Consider the following 21,596-nt stretch of genomic DNA (forward strand, 5'->3'; position numbering starts at 1 on the left):
AAATAATAACAAAAAAAGCTTCACCATTTCTGATGAAGCTTTTTGATTAAATATCCCTCTTGTTTTTAGAAAACTCTTACCAACAATTCTTGTTCTATTTTATCGTGACAATTTTCTAATGCATTTCTCTCTTCTTTTCCAGCTTTCCAATGCGATGTACAATAAAATTCGTCTTTTTTCCATTCTAAATCATCTTTAAAAAATGATTTTATTTCCTTTACAGATTTAGATTCTCCCGCAACATAAGCAAAACGTTTTCCATCTTTGCGTTTCGGAAATTGCTGATTTTTCGTCAAACTATATAAAGCTGTTCCACTTCTTACATTTTGATTCACAATCCATTTAAATTCTAAATTTGCTTTCGTTTCAATTTGGTGAATATCATCTTCTGTTGGGACTTCCACACAAACAATTCCGTTTGTTTTAGCAGGAAGCGACTCTATAATTGCTGAAATTACAGGCAAGCCTGTTAAATCTGCAGCCAAGAAAATGAAATCTGTTTTTGGAGTCAAATCTTTCTTTTTTGACTTCATCGAAACTCCAATCATATCTCCAACTTTCGCCTCATTTGCCCAACGCGATCCTGGACCATTCAATCCATGATTTGCAATATCAATCACAATCACATTGTTTTTTGCATCAATATCGCGCAACGTATAGGTACGAGAAACTGGTTTAAATTTTTCTGATGGCGAAATCCATTTTTGATTCTCTTCATCATACTCTGCGTAGTGAATATCACGGATCCCAAGCGGTGGAAAAAGTAATTTACATGTTCCGCCCAACGTTGTATTCTTAAAAAAAGATACATCATCATTTTCCAAATGAACGCGAATAAGATGTGGTGTCACAAATTCTTTCTTTTTTAAGATGAACTTCTCCTTCGCAATTTTCACTTTATCTCCCATCAGATTATTTAGATTTATTCTAATTCTATGCGAATATAAAGTAAATTTAGATTGAATAAGAATAATAAAATGTTAAAGTAAAAAGTTATACTTTTTTTAATACGATTTTAATATGATAACTAAATAATTAACCTTAACTTTTACATATTAAAAAATAACCTAAAAAACGAACAGAAAATGGAAAATACTTTATGCGAAATCTCGCTCGAACAAAGAACTCTTCCACTTGAAGGCGGATTTAATTGCAGAGATTTAGGTGGAATAATTAACACAAAAAATGAAGTCATTAGAAAAGGATTGTTAATTCGATCTGATGATTTAGCAAATTTGACAGATGATGATTTGGAGATTTTAAATGATTTTCCAATTCGAACAATTATTGATTTACGCACGACTTACGAACGTTTAAAAAATCAAGATCACATTCCAAATAGTTGTAATCACGAAGTTCATTTGGATATTTCTTCTGGACATTTCGAAAATTTAGTGAAACAATTCAAAGCTGGAATTTCAAATCCGAAAGAATTTATGTGTAAAATTTACGAGGATTTTGTTTTAGATAAAACATGTCAAACGCAATACAAAAGCTTTTTTGATATTATTCAACACAAAAATAGAACGCCAATTTTATTTCATTGTACAGCTGGAAAAGATCGAACTGGATTTGCAACAGCAATGATTTTATCTGCTTTGAAAGTCGATTTAGATACAATTATGGATGATTACTTGGCTTCTAATATCTTTTTGGAACAAAAATATGCACACATCTTAAAGATCGATCCGAATTATAAATATCTAATTGATGTTTTACCTGAATATTTAGAAAGCTCTTATGAAGCGATTAATAAGAATTTTGGTTCAGTCGAAAATTATTTAACTGATATTTTAAAGGTTGATTTAGATTTGATGAAAGATTTATACATAAAAAAATAAAGCGATCAATTGATCGCTTTATTTTTTATTATCTAAAATTTCATTCGTTGAATTCGAACAGCATTCAAAATTGCTAATAAAGCAACACCTACATCTGCAAAAACAGCTTCCCACATATTGGCAATTCCTTCTGCTCCAAGGAAAAGCACGATAATTTTAACGCCCATTGCTAAAATGATATTCTGAATCACAATCTTTTTTGTTTCACGACCAATTTTTATCGCCGTTGCAATTTTAGAAGGTTGATCGGTTTGGATTACAACATCTGCAGTTTCTATCGCAGCATCGCTTCCAAGTCCACCCATCGCAATTCCGACATCAGAAAGCGCTAGAACAGGCGCATCATTGATTCCATCACCTACAAAAACCACCACTTGATTTTGATCTTTTTTCAATGCTTCAACTTTCTCTACTTTTCCTTCTGGTAACAATCCACCAAAAGCTTCATCAACACCAACTTCTTTTGCAACTTTTTGCGTAATGGTATTTTTATCTCCACTCAACATAATCGTTTTCGAAACACCTAAAGCTTTCATTTTCTGAATTGCTTGTTGCGCATCTTCCTTGATTTTATCAGCAATTGTAATATATCCTGCATATTTTTCATCAACTGCAACCACCACAATACTTTCTACAATATCATGAATTTCTTGTGGATATTGAATCGAGAAATGATCTAATAATTTAGTATTTCCAGCTAAAACTATTTTTCCATCAACTTTTCCTTTCAAACCTTTTCCAGAAATTTCTTCCACTTCTATCGCTTTCAATTCTGATGGATGACTTGCCACAATCGCTTTCGCAATTGGATGCGTAGATTGTTTTTCTAAAGCCGAAACAAGATTTAAAAAATCGTTTTCAGGAAGATTAGTTTCAATTTTTTGAACTTCGAAAACCCCTTCCGTCATTGTTCCTGTTTTATCCATCACAACTGTGTTTACTTTCGCCATTAAATCTAAAAAGTTAGAACCTTTTACTAAAATTCCGTTGCGTGAAGCTGCCCCAATTCCTCCGAAATAACCCAATGGAACCGAAATTACTAATGCACAAGGACAAGAAACAACCAAGAAAACTAAACCTCTGTATAACCAATCATTAAAATCGTAATTATCAACAAAGAAATAAGGAATAATCACCAATGCAGCCGCAAAAAAGAAAACAATTGGCGTATATATTTTTGCAAATTTTCGGATAAATAATTCAGTTGGTGCTTTGCGAGAAGCTGCATCTTGAACCATTTGTAAGATTTTTGCAATCGAACTATCTTCAAATTTTTTAGTCGTTTGAATTTCGATTACATTTTCAAGATTTAACATTCCTGCCAAAGCAGTTTCTCCAGTTTTATACGTTGAAGGTTTACTTTCTCCTGTCAAAGCCGCAGTATTAAAACTTCCTTTATCTGAAATCATAATTCCATCTAACGGAACTTTTTCCCCAACTTTTACCTGAATTGTTTCTCCAATTGCCACATCTTGTGGTTTTATTGTTTCGAAATTACCATTTCGTAAAACATGCGCTGTATCTGGACGAACATCTAATAAGGCTTTAATATTTCCTTTTGCCTTATTAACCGCCGCTTCCTGAAACATTTCGCCAATTGTATAAAACAACATTACCGCTACACCTTCTGGATATTCGCCAATAATGAAAGCACCTAAAGTCGCAATTCCCATCAACGAAAATTCATTGAAGAAATCTATTTTTTTTGCTAATTTAAACGCTTCTCCCCAAACAGGAAATGCTACTAAAATATAAGAAATGCCAAACCATATCAAACGAATAGTTTGATTATCAACAAACCAAGTTGGTTTTAAAACATATTGAACAAAAATTCCGGCAAAGAAAATAGCTAAACTGGCACCTAATAAAATTTTACTATTATTGTGTTCGTGGTCATGACCTTCGTGATTATGATCATGAGTATCTTTATGTTTGTCATTTGACGTACTACAACAAGCTTTAGACATAATTCAAAAATTTATATTTCAAAATTATAAAGTTATTGCTGCAATCTGGTTGCAAAGTTTAGGATTTACATTGATCGCAAATTCCTTTCAGAATAAATGAAGATTGTTCCGCCTTGAAATTTTTGGGTAGATTGATTTCTGGCACATGAATTTTTCGCAAACAAAACGTTTGATTACAATTATTACAATGAAAATGAGCATGTGTAAATTCGGGCGTACATTTGCAACTCGACTCGCAAAGCGCATATTTTATAGAGCCCGTTCCGTCCTCGATTGAATGAATTAATTTATTTTCTTCGAAAGTTTTTAAGGTTCTATAAATTGTTACTCGATCTGCCTGATCCATTTCAATTTCTAAATCAGCCAAGCTCAGCGCAACTTCTGCATTCATCAATTTATCCAAGACCAACAATCTCATCGCAGTCGGATTGATAGAACGATTTTGTAATGTTTTGTTTAAAATTTCTGTTTGCATTTTCTTTAATTTCGAATATAAAGTTACGAAAAAAGAGGCAAATCGTATTGATTTACCTCTTTATATAAGTTTAAAAATTATCTTATTTAATCATAATCTCATCAACAAAAATATAGGATTTTCCTTGAAAAGGTTCTGCTAAATGACCTTTCGGGAAAGCACCATAATTTGTCGCTTTTACTTTGATATAACGTGCTTTTTCTGCTTTGAACTGAACTTTCCATGAATCAGAAAACACATTATTATCAAATGTATCAACTTGTTTTTCTAACATTCCAACCAATTTAAAATTCTGATTATCCTTAGATGTATAAATTTCTAATTTAGTAGGAAGTACAATCCAAGAACGCGAATCTTGCAAGAAATTAATTTAAACAGAAGAAACTGATTTTGCTTTTTTCATGTCAACAATTGCTTCAAAATCTTGGTCATAATATCCTTGCCAATCGCCTTTTTTCAATTACTATCTCCAAGTATTCCTTCCAAAAAGCCTTGTGGACCAACTGCATGATATTGTGTTATTTAATAGGCAGAATTATAAATTTTCAGCAAAAAGTGGACATCTAAGACCTAAAATTAAGCTAGTATTTAAAAAAAATAACTTTACCTGTTGTGCATTTTAAATAATTTGAGTTTTTTAGATTATTAATATTTCGATTAAAGTATGTTTTATTAATGTACTGAATTACTATTAGTGCAGTAATTTCATCTAGAATTCTGGTTTTACCCCCTTCAAAAGTTTTTGCATAATTGCGTCTAATCATAAATTTATCTCATAGTTAAGAAAATTAAGTTTCAATTCTTTTTCGATACTTTTTTAATATATAAAACTGAGGTTAATAGTCTTTTTGATTCGTTCTTTAAAGGGTTTCTAATTTTATATTTACCTGAGTAAATAAATCAATTTGAACAGATTGAGAAAAATAACCTTTATCACCAAGTATCAAAGAATTTGATAGTTGTGTTTATAAATCGTTTAAATAATGGATGTCATGAACATATACAGGAGTTAAATCATAATTTTGAAAAAATGCATTTATAGAACAAACTGTATGCAATTTATAGCCATAAAAAGACATTCGTTGATAAGCACAAAAAACCTATTTGGTGCACTATACTGGTGTTAATTACAAATATTCGAGCGATTAATTCTTACTATTATACTCACCTGCAACGGCATACTATCATCGATAATACAATTTTCAAATTAATTAAATTATTTCGCTTATTTGAGGCGAATACTAATAATTTCGTCTGATAATCTACGTTATCTACGATTGTAAATACTTCGCTCAATTTAACAAATTTGCGCTTTTGGAAGGTTTAGAAATAAATATTTTTCACTATCAATATCCATAAATTCAGCTGTTAAGACAAGACTTACGAGTTCTAAATCAAAAAAATAGGTCTTCTACGTTGATGAATTGAAAGTGTATCAGTTAACGTTTTCGTAAAACTTCCAATATTCTTTAGTAATTTGCAAGGAAGTTGTGCATTGTAAATGTTTTGTTGCTTAACACAATTTAATGATTTTCAATTAAATGAACAACTTTATTATTTATTAATCAAAATGTAAAACGGGTTGATTATATCTGTTTTAACACAATTTAGAAATCGATAAACACTTGGATATCATAAAAAATTTAGGTGCACTAGGCTTGCTTTTAGGTGCAACGAAACTTGATCTTAGTGCGCAAACTAAATATACAAAATCAGATACTTCAATAAAAATCAATAAGCCAATTGTTCTTTCTATATGGCATTTTTGTCTTGAAGCCAACATTGAAGATTGGAAAGTTTTAGGAAAAAATGGAACTGCTTTAAACGCTGTAGAACAAGGTGTAAAATTGGTAGAAGCAGATTCAAATGAACAAAGTATTGGTTATGGTGGATGTCCAAATAGTGACGGAAATTAACCTTGGAATCTTGTATTATGGACGATCAGGCGAATATTGGATCTGTTGCAGGTTTAGAATATATCAAACATCCGATTTCTGTTGCGCGAAAAGTGATAGAAGATACTCCACATGTCATGTTGGTTGGAGATGGAGCGCTACAATTTGCTCAGGAAAAAGGTTTCAAAAAGGAGAATTTATTGACTGATGTTTCCGAACAAGAATGGAAAGAATGGTTGAAAGACACCAACTATCAAATGCCAATCAATATCGAAAATCATGATACAATTGGAATGATTGCATTAGATGCGCACGGAAATCTTTCTGGAGCTTGTACGACAAGTGGAATGGCATACAAAATACATGGTCGTGTTGGAGATTCACCAATTATCGGCGCAGGTTTGTATGTTGATAACGAAATTGGTGCAGCGACAGCAACTGGACACGGTGAAGAAGTAATTCGTATTGCGGGAAGTCATTTGGTTATGGAATTGATGCGTCAAGGTTATTCGCCAGAAAATGCGTGTAAAGAAGCTGTTCATCGAATTATTAAGTTAACAAAATCGCGTAAAAAAGATTTATCGGCGATTCAAGTTGGTTTTATTGCGATTAATATACAAGGTGAATATGGTTCGTATTGTATTCATCCAGGCTTTAACTTTGCGGTTTATGACGAAACTGGAAATCGTTTGATTGACGGAAAATGTATTATAAAATGAAAAAATTAGAAATCGCTTGTTTCAACTTAGAATCAGCTTTAGTTGCAGCAAAATCAAATGCAGATCGAATCGAGTTATGCGCTGATGCTTCTTCAGGTGGAATTACGCCAGATTTTGAAGATATCAAAACATTGCGAAAAGAAACTGACAAAGATATTATGGTGATGATTCGCCCCCGTGGTGGAGATTTTTGTTATTCTAATGAAGAATTTGAACAAATGAAATCTGATATTATTATGATTAAAAATTTTAGAATTGATGGTTTTGTTTTTGGAATTTTGAATGAAGACAACGAAATTGATTTTAAACGAAATCATGAATTAATTGAACTTGCAAAACCTTTTCCTTGTACTTTTCATCGCGCTTTTGACAGAACTTCTGATGCCGAAAATTCACTTCAAATCGTGATTGATTTAGGATTCAAAACTATTTTAACTTCTGGTTTAGATAGTAATGTTGATGATGGAAAACGTGAATTAAAAAACCTTGTTAAAAAAGCAGAAAATCAAATTACAATTATGCCAGGAGGTGGTTTGCGCTCAACAAATATTGAAGAAATTGATTCATATACAAACGCTACTTACTTTCATTCATCAGCGATGATTGATAATTCTGGAATTGCTAATTTAGAAGAAATCAATCATTTAAAAAGTTTGATTAATTCTGAAAAATAAAAATAGTAACTTTGGCTTATGCTTTGGAAAAATATAATTGGACAACAGGAGATTAAAAACAAGCTTCAACAATCTATAAAAGATGGTCGTATAAGTCATGCTCAGCTTTTTTCTGGTCCAGAAGGTTCGGGAACTTTGGCTTTGGCAATTGCTTATGCACGTGAGGTTTTGTGTGGTTTGAATAACGAACAATGCAATCTGAAAGTTGATAAATTACAACATCCCGATTTACATTTTTCTTTTCCTTATTCAGCAACAGAAAGTGTAAAAAAGCCACTTGCTAAGTATTTATTAAACGATTGGCGAACTTTTGTAGACGAAAATGTCTATGGAAATTTAACGGATTGGATGTCTCATCTTGGAATTGAGAAAAAACAAGGCGTTATTCCTGTTGATGAAGCGGATGAAATCGTCAAAACATTAGCGCTAAATAGTTACGAAGGAGGCTATAAAATCATGATTATTTGGCAAGCTGAGGAAATGACAACTGCAGCTGCGAATAAATTGTTGAAAATAATTGAAGAACCGCCTCAAAAAACACTTTTTTTATTGGTAACAGAACGCGAGGATTTAATTTTACAAACCATTATTTCTCGTTGTCAATTAGTAAAAATCCCACGTTTATCACAATCGGATGTAAAGAACTATTTGGTTGAGAAGAAAAATATTAATCCAGAAAAAGCGCAACATATTGCTTTTCTATCGCAAGGAAATGTACGAGCAGCATTGCATCAATTAAATGATGATGAGTATTTATTTGATAAATATTTTGTGACTTGGGTTCGAAAAGCGTTTATGGCAGTCAAAACTCCAACCGTTTTAAAGGATTTGATTGATTGGTCGAATCAAATTGCAAGTTGGTCGAGAAGTGAACAAAAAGATTTTTTAAATTATTGTTCCGAGATTTTTCGTCAAGCTTTATTAAAAACGTATCAATCTGATGATTTAGTTTTCTTGCAAATTAATGCAGAAGGTTTTAAATGGCAAGGTTTTGCACCTTTTATACATGGAGCAAATATCGAAGATATTTTAAATGAAATTAATGAAGCATCGTATCATATTGAGCGAAATGGTAATTCTAAAATTATACTTTTAGATTTATCTATCAAGTTAACTCGCTATTTACATCGCAAAACAGCATAAAAAAAACCACTTATCTAACAAGTGGTTTCTTTATATGATTTGAATGTTATTTCAAATTATTTTGCTGGAGCTACTTCTTTAGCTGCACCTTCAACTTCAGTTGCTGCTGAATCAACTTTAGCTGCTGCTGAGTCAACTACTGCTGCTGCTGAATCAACTACTGCTGCTGCTGAATCAACTGTTACTGCTGCTGAATCAACGTTAGCTGGTGCTTCTTCTGCTTTTTTCTCACCACAAGATACTGCTCCTAAAGATAAAGCTGCTACTGCAACTACTGCGAAAAATTTTTTCATTGTTTTATTGTTTTAATTATTAATAATTTTCGATTAATTTTCTTTGACAAATGTATTTCGAAACGTAAACAACAGCATGTAAAATCAATGTAATATAATTGTATTAATCAATTCTCAATAAATAAAATTTAAAAAATTGATTTTAAATATGTTATAAATTATTTTACAATTTTTGAATATTTTTTGTAAAAAACATTGTGTTAATTATTTATCTAATGAAGACAGTTAAATTTAAAAATTAATTGATTTTGATTAATTTTTGATCCTAAATCATTTAATCTTTATTTAAAAAAATTAATTATTTATACATTTGTATAAATTTAATAAAAGTATGCTAGTAGTTTCTTACATTCAAGAAAACAAAGATCGTGTAATTGAAGGACTTAAAAAACGTAACTTCAAACAATTAGATCTTGTTGATGAAGTTTTAAATGTGGATAAACTTCGTCGTAAAACACAATTTGAATTAGATAATGTATTAGCTGAATCCAACAAATTAGCAAAAGAAATTGGTAATTTGTTTAAAGATGGAAGATCGGAAGAGGCTAATGAATTAAAAATCAAAACGGTTGATTTAAAAACTCAATCAAAAGAGTTACAAGATTTATTATCGTCTTACGAAACCTCCGTTAAAGATATTTTGTATCAAATCCCGAATATTCCGAACGAAATCGTAAAAGCAGGAAAAGATGCTGATGATAATGAAATCGTTTTTGAACACGGAGATGCAACTGCAAAACCAAACAATTTGCCACACTGGGAAGTTGCTAAGAAATTTGACATCATTGATTTTGAATTAGGTGTTAAAATTACTGGTGCTGGTTTCCCTGTTTACAAAGGAAAAGGTGCTCGTTTGCAACGTGCTTTAACACAATTTTTCTTAGATAAAAATTCTGATGCTGGCTATACAGAAATTGTTCCTCCTTTCGTTGTGAATGAGGCTTCTGGTTATGGAACTGGACAGTTACCAGACAAAGAAGGACAAATGTATTATATTGGAGAAGATGATTTGTACTTGATTCCTACTGCGGAAGTTCCTGTGACGAATATTTACCGTGATACAATTGTAAAAGCAGAAGATTTACCAATTACGTTGACTGCATATTCACCATGTTTCCGTCGTGAAGCGGGTTCTTATGGAAAAGATGTTAGAGGATTGAATCGTTTACACCAATTTGAAAAAGTTGAGATTGTACGTATCGAAAAACCAGAAAATTCTTACGCTGCTTTAGAAGGAATGATTGAGCACGTAAAAGGAATTTTAGAAAATTTAGAATTGCCATACCGTATTTTAAGACTTTGTGGTGGTGATACAGGATTTACATCTGCAATTACATACGATTTTGAAGTTTTCTCTGAGGCGCAAGAAAAATGGTTAGAAGTTTCTTCTGTTTCTAATTTTGAGACTTTCCAAGCAAATCGTTTGAAATTACGTTACAAAGATGAAAACGGAACTCAATTAGCACATAGTTTAAATGGTTCTGCTTTGGCTTTACCACGTATTTTAGCCTCAATTTTAGAGAATCACCAACAAGCTGATGGAACAGTAAAAATTCCGAAAGCATTGCAACCTTATACTCGTTTTGAGATTTTAGATTAATTAATAATCTTTCAGATAAATAAAAAGCTCGAGAATTCTCGAGCTTTTTTTATGTTATTAAAACTGAAACTAAATCAAATACTTCAATTCTTCTTTCAAACTATCTTCCCAAGTCGGAATATTAAATTGATACACTTCTTTTATTTTTGATTTATCCAATAAACTATACGCAGGACGCTTCGCTTTTGTTGGATAAGCTGAAGTAGGAACAGGATTAATTTCGATTGTCGAATTAGAAAATTCTTTAATCTTTTGTGCAAATCCAAACCAAGAACATTCTCCTTCATTCGAATAATTAAAAATTCCATACGTTAAATCATCTTTCGAAATAATCGTTAAGATTGCATCAGCCAAATCTATTGCATTTGTTGGCGAACCAATTTGATCTGCCACAACAGATATTGAATCTTTGTCATTAAACAACCTAAGCATCGTTTTAACGAAGTTATTTCCAAATCGAGAATAAACCCAAGCTGTACGTAAAATAATCGTTTTAGGATTGTTTTCTAATGCTAAATTCTCTCCATCTAATTTTGTTTGACCATACACCCCTATAGGATTTGTTTGATCAGTTTCTAAACGAGGTTGAGCTTCAGTCCCATCAAACACATAATCTGTCGAAACGTGAATAAAAGGAATTCCTTTTTGATTCGTTATTTTTGCTAAAAATTCTGTTGCTTTTGCGTTTACTAAATAAGCATTCTCTTGATCATCTTCTGCTTTATCAACTGCTGTATAAGCTGCACAATTGACAACAAAATCGAATGATTTATTTTCGAAATAACGATTAATTAATTCTTCATTCGTAATATCTAATTCATTTCGAGTGACAAAAAAACATTCAATTTCCTTGTAGTTTTTTGATTGCTCTAAGATCGATTGACCTAACTGACCATTCGCTCCGGTAACTAAAATTCTTTTCATATATAAAAAAAGCCACTAAAATAGTGGCTTGAAGATATTAATAATTCTTAAAATTATAATCCTAATTCCTTTTTCACATCGTTTAATAAGTCGTATCCTCCAGCTTTGTAAACTAAAACACCAGCAGGTAAAACATATTTAACTCCTTTTTTTGCAGCAGCAGCATTAATTGCATCCATTACTCTTTTCTCGATTGGATCCATTAAAGCTTTCTCTTTTGCTTGCATTTCATCTTGAGCAGCTTTTGCATAAGTTTCGTATTTCTTTTGCATTTCTTGCTCTTTCTCTTGGTATTTGTTCGCTGCAATTAATTTTTGAGCTTCTTCTTGAGATTTACCAGCTAAATCTTTTTGAGCAGTTTCCATAAAAGTTTTATAGTCTGCTTGTAATTTTGCGATAGCATCTTCGTGTTTTTTACCTAATGCTTGTAAATCAGCCTCTGCTTTTTTGTAAGCTGGCATTGATTCAATTACTGCTTGCGTATCTATATGTGCAATTTCTTGAGCGTAAGATAAAACGCTTCCGAAAACCATCATTGTAAATACTGCTATCAATCTAATTTGTTTCATTTCTAGTCTAATTTGTTTTTTAAAATTTATTTTCTTGTTTTATTGCTACTATTGCTAGTTTTATTATTTCCGGAAGTTGATGTTTTTGAATTATTTGGTTTCAATTCTGGTCTTAAAGTCATTAATACTTCTCTACTTATGTCAAACTTTGGATCTGTGTAAATCATGATTAAATCACTTCCTTTATCAAATACAAAACCAAAACCTCTTTTATCTGCAACTTCTTTTGTCGCATTATAAATTTGATCTTGTAAAGGCTTTACCATTGATCTTCTCAGATTCACTAAATCACCATTTGGTCCATAACGTTTATCTTGCAAAATTCTTACAGCCGCTACTTCATCAGCTAGCTTTTTCTCTTGCTCTTTCACCTGTTCTGCCGTTAATAAAATCTTTTCGGCTTCGAATTCGGCTTGTAATTTAGCTAAATTTTCTTGTTTTTGCTCAATTTCTTTTTGCCAAGACTCTGTTTGAGATTTTAATTTATTTTGAGACGATGTATATTCTGGTAAATTTTCTAAAATATACTGACTGTCTACATAACAAAATCTTTGCGCAAAAGAGAAACTTGCTAATCCAAAGAACAATGCTATAAAGCTAATCCATTTTTTCATATTTGTGATGTGTTAATTCTAAAATTATGCCAAAACGTTCTAAGCAAAATTAATCAATTTATTAGAATTGTTGTCCAATAATAAAGTGAGTTTGCCATCCTGAGCGTTCTGTTTGTCCAAATCCTTTATCGAATCCATATCCGAAATCGAATCCTAATAAACCAAATGCTGGCATGTAAATACGAACACCTGCCCCTGCAGAACGTTTTAATTCAAACGGTTTAAATTCACTTGTATTGTTCCAAACATTACCTCCTTCTGCAAAAGTTAATGCATAAATTTTGGCTGTTTGGCTCATTGTGATTGGATAACGCAATTCTAATGAATATTTATTATAAATTGTTCCACCTCCTTCTGGCGTAATATCTCCTGTTTGTCCACCAGAATTTGTTGCATCTTCGTAACCTCTTAATGAAATAATCTCACGTCCATCGAAACGATTTTGTGTAAGACCTGTTCCTCCTAAGTAAAAACGTTCGAAAGGAATTGTTCCAATTTTACGGTTATATGTTCCTAAAACTCCAAATTCTCCACCCGCTTTTAAAACTAATTTACCCGTTAATTCTTTGTAGAAATATGCTTTAGCTTTGAATTTATAATATTCTAACCATTTGAATTTTTCTACGTCAGACATGTTTGTATAGTCTTTGTTATTAAAAGCTGAATAAGGAAATGTTGTCGTAAACGATAAACTAATTTCTGATCCTGATTGTGGGAAAATAGGGTCTGGTCCAGCAGAATTACGTGTTAAACCTAATGTGTAGTTTAAGTTGTTTGACGAACCATTTTCATATTGCATATTACCAACAGACATCGCATAATTATCGAAGTTATATAACTGATAAGAAATTGAGTTTGATAAACGGAAATAATCATCTGGCCAAGTTAATAACTTAGTTAACCCAACTGAAGCTCCTAAGATGTCCAATTTCGCTTTTTCTCCATAATTATCACGGTAATCATATTGTGAATAATAAAAAGATGTTGATAAAGCTGTAGGGCGTTTTCCTCCAATCCAAGGTTCAACAAATGATAAACTATAATTTTTATATCCGTTACCAGCTTGTGCTCTTAATGATAATTGTTGTCCATCTCCCATTGGAATTGGTTTCCAAGCTTTTTTATTGAAAAAATTCTTCAATGAGAAGTTTCCAAAAGTTAATCCTAATGTACCAATGAAAGTCCCTGCACCATATCCTCCTTGTAATTCTACTTGAGAAGATGATTTTGGCGCAACTTTCCACTCCACATCAACTGTATTATTATCTTGATTTGGTTGAATATCTGGAACTATTTGCGTTGGCTCTAAGTATCCTAAAGAAGCTAACTCCATCATCGTACGCTTAATGTCCGATTTAGAGAATAAATCTCCTGGTTTAGTTCTTAACTCACGGTATAAAATATGATCGTGTGCTTCTGTATTACCGTTAATCGTTACTTTATTAAGTGTAGCTTGTGTACCTTCGAAAACTTTAATTTCAAGATCGATTGTATCATTTTTTACACTTTTTTCTACAGGAATAGCACGAGCAAACAAATACCCTCTATCCATATATAACGTAGAAATATCATCGTCTTTTTCTGATCCAGAAATCTTTTTATTGATACCTACTGCATCGTAACGATCTCCTGTTTTGTAACCAAAAATTCGTTGTAATTGTTCAGAAGTATAAATTGAGTTTCCAGAAAACGTTACATCTCCTAAGAAATATGGTTTCCCTTCGTTAACTTTAATTTTAACTAATAAGTTTTTATCATCAACTTTTTCGATGTTGTATGACTCAACTTTAGCATCTCTAAAACCAACAGATTTGTACTCATCAACCAAAGTTTTTAAATCTTCCTGGAATTTTTCAGGAATCATTTTAGATGACTTGAAAATATTGATAGATTTCTGTTTGGTATTTTTCATCCCTTTTTTACGTAAACGAGCAGCAGTTAAGTTTTCATTTCCTTCGAAAATGATTTTCTTGATCTTTACACGCTCTCCACGATTAACATTCAATGTAATGTTTTCTTCGTCTTCTTTACCAGCAATTGGTTGACGTTCTACATTAATTGTTGTATTAGGATAACCTTTTCCAGTATAATAATCTTTGATTTTATTATTTGTCGTATTGATCAAACTTTGTGTAATCTTAACGCCTGGATTTAATTTATTTTGTTTGATTAAATCTTCGCGTTGCGATTTCTTCACACCGTTAATCTTTATTTCTCCTAAACTAGGAACTGAAACCAAGGCAAGCTCTAATGTTACTTCGTTACCTTCTATTTTATCTACATACAAGTCGATGTCAGAGAAAATATTAGATCTCCATAATTTTTTTACAGCATTATTTACCTTCGTACCTGGTAATTCTATCTCCTCACCGATAGCAAAACCTGCATAACGGATAATTTGATTCTTAGAATATTTAGAGTCACCTGTTACAACGATATCTTTCAATTTGAAAGTTCGTGCATTGGTATAATCTAAGACAAAATTATCTTGTTGTGTTGAATCAATGGTTTTCGTAGAATCTACGACTTGCGCTTGTGCCATGTAAGCTCCAAGCATACACATTGTCCAAAAAATTTTCTTCATAATCCTCTATTTCAGTTCGATTAGTTCGTTAGTTGCTCGCTTATTTTACCAAATCTACGTTCTCGATTCTGGTAATTTAAAATTGCTTTATAAAATTCTTTCTCGTTAAAATCAGGCCACAAAACCTCTGTAAAATATAATTCTGCGTAAGCAATTTGCCACAACAAGAAATTACTAATTCTGGTTTCGCCACTTGTTCTAATCATAAGATCTACCATAGGTAAATCGTGTGTATATAAGTTTTGATGAACTAATTCTTCATTAAAATCATAGTCGGATATTTCACCGTCTTTGTATTGTTGAGCAATAGATTTCATTGCATTTAATAGTTCTTCTTTGGAACCATAACTTAATGCTAATGTTAAAACGCAAGCTGTATTGTCTTTTGTTTTTTCCATTGCTTTAGTCAAATCTTTGAATGCTTTGCTTGGTAATTTTGATAAATCTCCAATCACATTCAATCGAATGCCATTTTTGTGCAATTCATTTATTTCGTCCTTAATTGCAGAACTTAATAAAGTCATCAAAACATTGACTTCTAATTTTGGACGGTTCCAATTTTCAGTAGAAAATGCATAGAGTGTCAGATGTTTTATACCTAATTTTCGACAAGTTTCTATTGAAGATCGTACAGCTCCCAACGCATTTTTGTGTCCGAAAGTTCTTTCCTTTCCGTTCTTCTTCGCCCATCTTCCGTTACCATCCATTATGATTGCAACGTGATGAGGTAGATTGTTTTTATCTATTTGTTCTTCTAAACTGTCTTTCATTTTATTTTTAATCGCAATAACATGCAGGTCGTCCGAAACTATATGTTAAGGAAATTCCTGTTAATACATACCAATCTTTATTCGATGTATTTCCAAATATTCTTTTTTTATACTCTTCAGAAGATAAATCTCCATTATCTATTGCTTCAGTAAAATTTGTTGAAAATTCACCTACATTGTAATCTAAATAATCGACACTTGTATAACGAATACCTGTTTCGAAAGACAAAATCCAACTGTAATTAAACCTTACTTTATATCCTACTCCAAAAGGAAGAGATAAATTGGTTTTGTATTTTGATTTTTTTATAATTTTTCCACTTGGGTATTCTGTTGAAACTGTTGAATCATAATCATATTCTTTGCCTTTTGCTGAAAAAGCCCCTACACCAAAAAATATATAAGGCGATTGTGCTGTTTCTTGATCATCATTGATGTTAAAAAAATTATACTCAAACATCAAAGAACCTTCTACAATATTATTTCGAAAATTTTTATTTCTTTCTAATTTATAATATTCTTTCGAGCGGTGGTCACTTGCACCAACTTTTGAATAAGAGATATTTGCTCTAAAACCCATTTGCGGATTTATATTAAAACGATACAATGCTCCTATTGAAATTGGTAAATAAATTTTCCCACCTGGTTCTGTTTTCGTAGGAAATGGATTGATATAACTGGCTTTACCAACATCTCCAATCACATTTGCTCCACCAGCAAAAATTCCGAGTTCATGTCTTTGCGCAAAAGTTAATTGCGAAAAACATAATATAAAAACAAACAAAAATAATCTCCTCATAAGTTGTGTTATTTTTTCGGCTTTTGCTTTTTATCTTCTTTTAAATTCGAACAAATATAAACAAAAGTCAATTCAACGTAACTGATTTAACAAAAATTAAGAAGTTTTATTGTAAATTTTAATTCCTTTTATCTGAACCCCAAAGCATTTTTTCTCTCAATGTTGTGAAATAAGTCGCGTCAATAGCTTCAACGATTAAGATTTTGAAGTCAGCTTTTTGTATTGTCAATTCCACGTCAGTTGTTAAAGGAAAGTTACGAGAATCTAACGAAAGGAAATATTCATTAGCTCTACTACGTATTTTTAAGTCAATTTTTTCGTTTTCTGACACAACTAATGGACGCACATTTAGATTATGTGGCGCAACAGGGGTGATGACAAAATTTTGATTAGACGGATGAACAATTGGTCCACCACAACTTAACGAATATCCTGTAGAACCTGTTGGCGTAGAAATAATCAAACCATCAGACCAAAAAGAATTTAAAAATTCATTGTTTAAATAAGCATCAACCGTAATCATACTCGTTGTTTCACGGCGAACTACAGTCACTTCGTTAATCGCAAAATTATTTTCAATTTCTACACCATCACTTCTTTTAACGGTTAATAAAGTTCGTGGAATAATGTTATAATCATCATTGAAAAAACTATCCATTTGCTCCAATAACACACTTTTATTAATTGTTGCTAAAAAGCCTAAACGTCCCGTATTTACACCAATAATTGGAATATTAGAATTCCTAACAATTGTAGTTGCTGATAAAATTGTTCCGTCTCCACCAAAACTGAATAAGAATTTAACCGATTTGTCTAAATCATCATGAGAAGTATAGGTTTCTACATTATCAGGTTCAAAATCAGTTGTTTCTTTTAAGATTTGAAGAAAATTTTGCTCAACACAAAAAGCAATTTCGTTCTGAATTAAATAATTAATAAATGGTGGAATAATATCCGTTAAAGACGTACTTGTTTTTTGTCCAAAAAGTGCAACTTTTATCATTAGGTATTCATGTATTTTAACAATTGTGCATAACGACTTTGCAGAAGTTCTTGTTTTTCGTCGTTATAAAATTTTTGAATCACTTGATATCCATATCGCTCAAATGTTTCACCAATTGTTAACAAGTTTGATGAACTAAATTTCAGCAAAACATAAACGCTATCTTCTTTATTTCCAACAATCATCATTCCCAATATTTTTCCGTTATTCACTTCTATAATATTAGAAATCGCCGTCATCGACAAGTCTTTTTCCGCAATCGAAACTAACATCGAAACGCCTTGTGCAGCGACAAAAGGGAAATTTGCAAACGTGTTGATAATATCCGTTTCCGTAATAAAACCAACATAACGCGATTGTTCGTTAATAATCGGTAAGATATTCGCCTGATTCGTGTACATCATCTGAATTGCATCTAAAAGCGTACTCGATTCAGAAAGATAAAAACTCTCCAAATATGAAGTATAATCTACTTTTTCATCATCAATTGATAATTCAATCAAATCTTCTTCCGAGATATTTCCAACAAAATCCAACCCTTTAAACAAAGGTAAATGCGTCAATTTATTCTCTTGCACAACTTCTAAAAGCTGACTTGGAGAAGAATTAACTTTCGCTGGTTTTATCTCATTCGATAGATATTCGGTGATATACATGGCACAAATTTATATATTTTAATACATTAATTCTCTATTTTTAATGCTAATTCGGTTAAAATCATTGATTATTAATTGAAATTTAACCAATTTATTTTAAATTATTTAGTCAAAATATATTCCAAAATCTACTAATAATCAAAAAATAATGTGATTTACAATTTTTTAAAACAAAACTCTTCCTCAAATTCAAAAAAGAATGGCTTAAATTTTGTAGATTTGCAGTACCAATTTTAGCATTGAATGAAGAACCCATTATTTTATGCCAAAATCTTACTTTTTGGCGAATATGGAATTATTGAGAACTCGAAAGGATTAACAATTCCTTATAATTTTTACCAAGGTGCATTAAAATTTGAGCCTTCTGAAATAGCAGAATCATCAAATGCTCACTTGAAAAATTATGCAAAATTTTTGGAAGAAAATTTTGCTGATACTTTTGATACAAAATCTTTTTCGGAAGATGTTGCAAACGGAATGTACTTCGATTCTAACATTCCTCAAGGATATGGTGTAGGTAGTTCTGGCGCTTTGGTTGCCGCTATTTATGACAAATATGCCTTGAATAAAATTGATATAAATCAAAATCTGAACAAAGAAAAAATCAGCGAATTAAAAGCGCTTTTCGGAAATTTAGAATCTCATTTTCATGGAAAAAGTTCTGGAATTGATCCTTTGATTTGTTATATGAATATTCCTTTGTTAATTCAATCAAAAAATGATATCTCGACAATTGGTTTACCTTCTGCAAATGCTGACGGAAAAGGAGCTGTTTTCTTAATCAATTCTGGTACACCAGGAGAAACGGCACCAATGATTCATATTTTCTTTGAAAAAATGAAAAAAGAAGGTTTCCGTAAAACATTGAAAGAAGAGTTTATTAAATACAACAACGCATGTATAGAAAACTTTGTGAAAGGTGAATACAATCCACTTTTTGCAAATCTTCAGAAATTGTCAGCTTGGGGTTATGAACATTTTAGACCTATGATTCCTCAAAAATTAGTGAACGCATGGAAAACTGGAATTGATACAGATACGTATTATCTAAAACTTTGTGGTTCTGGCGGAGGCGGTTATGTTCTTGGTTTTACACAAGATTATGACAAAGCGAAAAGCTACTTAAAAGACTTCCAGACCGAAGTTATTTACAAATTCTAAAAAATAATTTATAAAAATATAATCAATGAACGTTCAGAAAATAATCTTAAAAGTTTTTGCATTATTTTCTGTTGTTCGTGGCTATAATTTAATTGTGTTAATATTGGCACAATACCTTGCTGCACTTTTTATTTTTGCGCCAGAAGTTGGTCATCGTCAATTGTTGACAAATCCAAAGTTGGACGGGCTTATTCTTTGTTCGATACTTTGTGTGGCCGCGGGATATATCATCAATAATTTTTACGATTTAGAAAAAGACGAACTCAAACGTCCTTTACAAGTTTATCTTCAGAAACAAGTTTCGCAAGGTTTCAAACTAACTGTTTACATTGTTCTGAATGCTTTAGCATTGATTATTGCAGCCTTAATTTCGTGGAAGGTTTTCATTTTCTTTTTGATTTATCAATTTCTAGTTTGGTTTTATAGCCACAAAATCAATCGATTTGCATTGATCAAAAACTTTTATTTGGTTATTATTCGTGTCATGCCATTTTTCGCCTTATTGGTTTATTTTGATCATTTCACGTTCAATTTGGCTTTACATGCTACTTTTTTGAGTATTTTATTATTGATTACTGATATTGTAAAAGATTTGAGTTCTCAAAAAGCAGATTTGATTTATAATTATGATTCAATTCCAATCAAATATGGAATAGATTTTACAAAAGTTTTGATTTCATGTTTAATTATTACAGAATTAATCATTGGAATTATTATCATTATGAAAAATGATGTTGGCGCGATGAAGTACTTTTTTATTGCTGCGAATATCGCTTTCACAGTGATTTTATTTATCATTTGGAGAATAAAATCGACACAAGCATATAAGATTTTACATTATTTTTTTAAGGGAATGATTGTTGCGGGTGTATTTAGTATCGTATTAATCGAAATAAATCCCTTAACTTTGCAAACTATTGCGCAAAATTTTAATCAGCGCATAAATTAATCAAATTCAGATGAATAACAGACGAAATCAATCCAACGACAGAAATTCCCAAGGCGGGAACAATCGTGGAAAAGGTGGAGCAAGAGGAAATTCTTCTTCTAAACCATCTTCAGGGAAAGGAAAACCAACTTTTGGTGGAAAACCATCAGAAGAAGGAAAGAAAAGTTTTGGACCAAAGAAACCGTTTAACAAACCAGGTGAAAAACCATTTGTTAAAAGACTGAAAAAAGCACCAGTTGATGACGGGACTATTCGTTTAAATAAATATGTAGCGAATGCAGGGATTGCATCCAGAAGAGAGGCTGACGAGTTGATCAAAACTGGAATCGTTACAGTGAATGGTCAAGTGATTACTGAAATGGGTTATAAAGTACAACCCGATGATGAAGTTCGTTTCGATGGTCGTAAAATCTCTTCAGAGAAAAATGTATATTTTGTGTTGAATAAACCAAAAGGTTTTATTTCAACATCAAATGATGAAAAAGGACGTAAAACTGTGATGGACTTAATGTCTACAGCAACTACAGCGAGAATTTTCCCAGTAGGACGCTTGGATAGACAAACAACAGGAGTTTTATTGTTTACAAATGATGGTTATTTAACTAAGAAATTAACACATCCAAGTCATGATATCAAAAAAATATATCACGTTACATTGGACAAAAAGTTAACAGCAAATGATTTGGCTGACATCAAAAAAGGTGTTCGTTTAATTCCTGAAGGAATTGCAGTTGTTGACGAAATTTCTTTTATCGAAGGTAGACCGAAAAATGAAGTTGGTGTAGAATTACATATTGGTTGGAACCGCGTTGTACGTCGTATTTTCGAAACAAAAGGATACGAAGTAGAAGCGTTAGACCGCGTTTCTTTTGCAGGACTTACAAAGAAAACTTTACAAAGAGGTGATTTTAGAAGATTAACGGAATTAGAAGTTAACTTCTTGAAAATGTTATAATACCT

20 protein-coding genes and 2 pseudogenes are annotated in these 21,596 nt (G+C 31.6%); 9 read left to right on the forward strand and 13 right to left on the reverse strand.

What is annotated here, in order from left to right:
* Positions 1 to 65: 65 nt before the first annotated feature.
* The gene (locus B4E95_RS06445) at positions 66 to 908 is read right to left on the reverse strand and encodes a siderophore-interacting protein (RefSeq protein WP_291090748.1); all 843 of its coding nucleotides are present in this window, start codon (positions 906 to 908) and stop codon (positions 66 to 68) included.
* 177 nt (positions 909 to 1,085) lie between these two features.
* Between B4E95_RS06445 and B4E95_RS06450 the strand changes: the two genes are divergently transcribed.
* Positions 1,086 to 1,841 carry a tyrosine-protein phosphatase gene (locus tag B4E95_RS06450; protein WP_221857002.1) on the forward strand — a complete coding sequence of 252 codons (756 nt, stop codon included), beginning with the start codon at positions 1,086 to 1,088 and terminating at the stop codon, positions 1,839 to 1,841.
* 32 nt (positions 1,842 to 1,873) lie between these two features.
* Here the strand turns inward: B4E95_RS06450 and B4E95_RS06455 are convergent, their stop codons facing one another.
* The 4 genes and pseudogenes from B4E95_RS06455 to B4E95_RS06470 form a co-directional block, all read right to left on the reverse strand.
* Positions 1,874 to 3,808: a heavy metal translocating P-type ATPase gene (locus tag B4E95_RS06455; protein ID WP_291090750.1), complete on the reverse strand. Its 1,935-nt coding sequence runs from the start codon at positions 3,806 to 3,808 to the stop codon at positions 1,874 to 1,876.
* A 58-nt stretch (positions 3,809 to 3,866) separates the two neighbouring features.
* Positions 3,867 to 4,283 carry a Fur family transcriptional regulator gene (locus tag B4E95_RS06460; protein ID WP_291090752.1) on the reverse strand — a complete coding sequence of 139 codons (417 nt, stop codon included), beginning with the start codon at positions 4,281 to 4,283 and terminating at the stop codon, positions 3,867 to 3,869.
* An 82-nt stretch (positions 4,284 to 4,365) separates the two neighbouring features.
* The gene (locus B4E95_RS06465) at positions 4,366 to 4,644 is read right to left on the reverse strand and encodes a hypothetical protein (RefSeq protein ID WP_291090754.1); all 279 of its coding nucleotides are present in this window, start codon (positions 4,642 to 4,644) and stop codon (positions 4,366 to 4,368) included.
* A gap of 220 nt (positions 4,645 to 4,864) precedes the next feature.
* Positions 4,865 to 5,749: pseudogene (locus B4E95_RS06470) on the reverse strand (IS982 family transposase).
* Positions 5,750 to 5,917: 168 nt separating this feature from the next.
* On the opposite strand from B4E95_RS06470, the pseudogene B4E95_RS06475 reads away from it, so the two are divergent.
* From B4E95_RS06475 to serS, 5 genes and pseudogenes are all read left to right on the forward strand, one after another.
* A pseudogene (locus B4E95_RS06475) lies at positions 5,918 to 6,897 on the forward strand (isoaspartyl peptidase/L-asparaginase family protein).
* On the forward strand, positions 6,894 to 7,571 hold the full coding sequence (locus tag B4E95_RS06480) for a copper homeostasis protein CutC (protein ID WP_291051890.1): 678 nt from the start codon (positions 6,894 to 6,896) through the stop codon (positions 7,569 to 7,571). The pseudogene B4E95_RS06475 and the gene B4E95_RS06480 overlap by 4 nt, the downstream one beginning before the upstream one ends.
* Positions 7,572 to 7,589: 18 nt before the next feature.
* Entirely contained in the window at positions 7,590 to 8,714 is a 1,125-nt protein-coding gene (locus tag B4E95_RS06485; protein WP_291090756.1) for an ATP-binding protein, read from the forward strand.
* A 21-nt stretch (positions 8,715 to 8,735) separates the two neighbouring features.
* A complete protein-coding gene (locus tag B4E95_RS06490; RefSeq protein ID WP_219034968.1) occupies positions 8,736 to 9,023 on the forward strand; it encodes a hypothetical protein in 288 nt (95 codons plus the stop codon).
* A gap of 315 nt (positions 9,024 to 9,338) precedes the next feature.
* Entirely contained in the window at positions 9,339 to 10,607 is a 1,269-nt protein-coding gene (gene serS / locus B4E95_RS06495; RefSeq protein ID WP_291090758.1) for a serine--tRNA ligase, read from the forward strand.
* Between the two features lie 69 nt (positions 10,608 to 10,676).
* Here the strand turns inward: serS and rfbD are convergent, their stop codons facing one another.
* The 8 genes from rfbD to B4E95_RS06535 all read right to left on the reverse strand — a co-directional run bounded on the left by rfbD (position 10,677) and on the right by B4E95_RS06535 (position 18,526).
* Positions 10,677 to 11,531: a dTDP-4-dehydrorhamnose reductase gene (gene rfbD, locus B4E95_RS06500; protein WP_291090760.1), complete on the reverse strand. Its 855-nt coding sequence runs from the start codon at positions 11,529 to 11,531 to the stop codon at positions 10,677 to 10,679.
* Between the two features lie 53 nt (positions 11,532 to 11,584).
* Positions 11,585 to 12,100, reverse strand: a complete 516-nt coding sequence (locus B4E95_RS06505; protein WP_291051903.1) for an OmpH family outer membrane protein — start codon at positions 12,098 to 12,100, stop codon at positions 11,585 to 11,587.
* A gap of 26 nt (positions 12,101 to 12,126) precedes the next feature.
* Complete coding sequence (locus tag B4E95_RS06510) at positions 12,127 to 12,714, reverse strand: OmpH family outer membrane protein (protein WP_291090762.1); 588 nt, start codon at positions 12,712 to 12,714, stop codon at positions 12,127 to 12,129.
* 61 nt (positions 12,715 to 12,775) lie between these two features.
* Complete coding sequence (gene bamA, locus B4E95_RS06515; protein WP_291090764.1) at positions 12,776 to 15,298, reverse strand: outer membrane protein assembly factor BamA; 2,523 nt, start codon at positions 15,296 to 15,298, stop codon at positions 12,776 to 12,778.
* A 20-nt stretch (positions 15,299 to 15,318) separates the two neighbouring features.
* A complete protein-coding gene (locus B4E95_RS06520; RefSeq protein ID WP_291090766.1) occupies positions 15,319 to 16,068 on the reverse strand; it encodes an isoprenyl transferase in 750 nt (249 codons plus the stop codon).
* A 7-nt stretch (positions 16,069 to 16,075) separates the two neighbouring features.
* Complete coding sequence (locus B4E95_RS06525; protein WP_291090768.1) at positions 16,076 to 16,867, reverse strand: DUF6089 family protein; 792 nt, start codon at positions 16,865 to 16,867, stop codon at positions 16,076 to 16,078.
* 118 nt (positions 16,868 to 16,985) lie between these two features.
* Positions 16,986 to 17,870 carry an NAD kinase gene (locus tag B4E95_RS06530; protein WP_291090770.1) on the reverse strand — a complete coding sequence of 295 codons (885 nt, stop codon included), beginning with the start codon at positions 17,868 to 17,870 and terminating at the stop codon, positions 16,986 to 16,988.
* Positions 17,870 to 18,526, reverse strand: coding sequence for an HPP family protein (locus B4E95_RS06535; RefSeq protein ID WP_291090772.1), 657 nt, complete (start codon positions 18,524 to 18,526; stop codon positions 17,870 to 17,872). Before B4E95_RS06535 ends, B4E95_RS06530 begins: the two co-directional genes overlap by 1 nt.
* Positions 18,527 to 18,769: 243 nt before the next feature.
* Here B4E95_RS06535 and B4E95_RS06540 point away from each other — a divergent pair, with 243 nt between their 5' ends.
* From B4E95_RS06540 to B4E95_RS06550, 3 genes are read left to right on the forward strand one after another with little or no spacing between them, the layout of a single operon-like run.
* Complete coding sequence (locus tag B4E95_RS06540) at positions 18,770 to 19,687, forward strand: mevalonate kinase family protein (protein WP_291064333.1); 918 nt, start codon at positions 18,770 to 18,772, stop codon at positions 19,685 to 19,687.
* A 25-nt stretch (positions 19,688 to 19,712) separates the two neighbouring features.
* Positions 19,713 to 20,636, forward strand: a complete 924-nt coding sequence (locus B4E95_RS06545; protein WP_114998383.1) for a UbiA family prenyltransferase — start codon at positions 19,713 to 19,715, stop codon at positions 20,634 to 20,636.
* Positions 20,637 to 20,646: 10 nt separating this feature from the next.
* Entirely contained in the window at positions 20,647 to 21,591 is a 945-nt protein-coding gene (locus B4E95_RS06550; protein WP_038334708.1) for a pseudouridine synthase, read from the forward strand.
* Positions 21,592 to 21,596 lie beyond the last annotated feature (5 nt).

Source organism: Empedobacter sp. UBA7494 (assembly GCF_002478465.1).
In the GTDB taxonomy this organism is placed as follows: domain Bacteria; phylum Bacteroidota; class Bacteroidia; order Flavobacteriales; family Weeksellaceae; genus Empedobacter; species Empedobacter falsenii_B.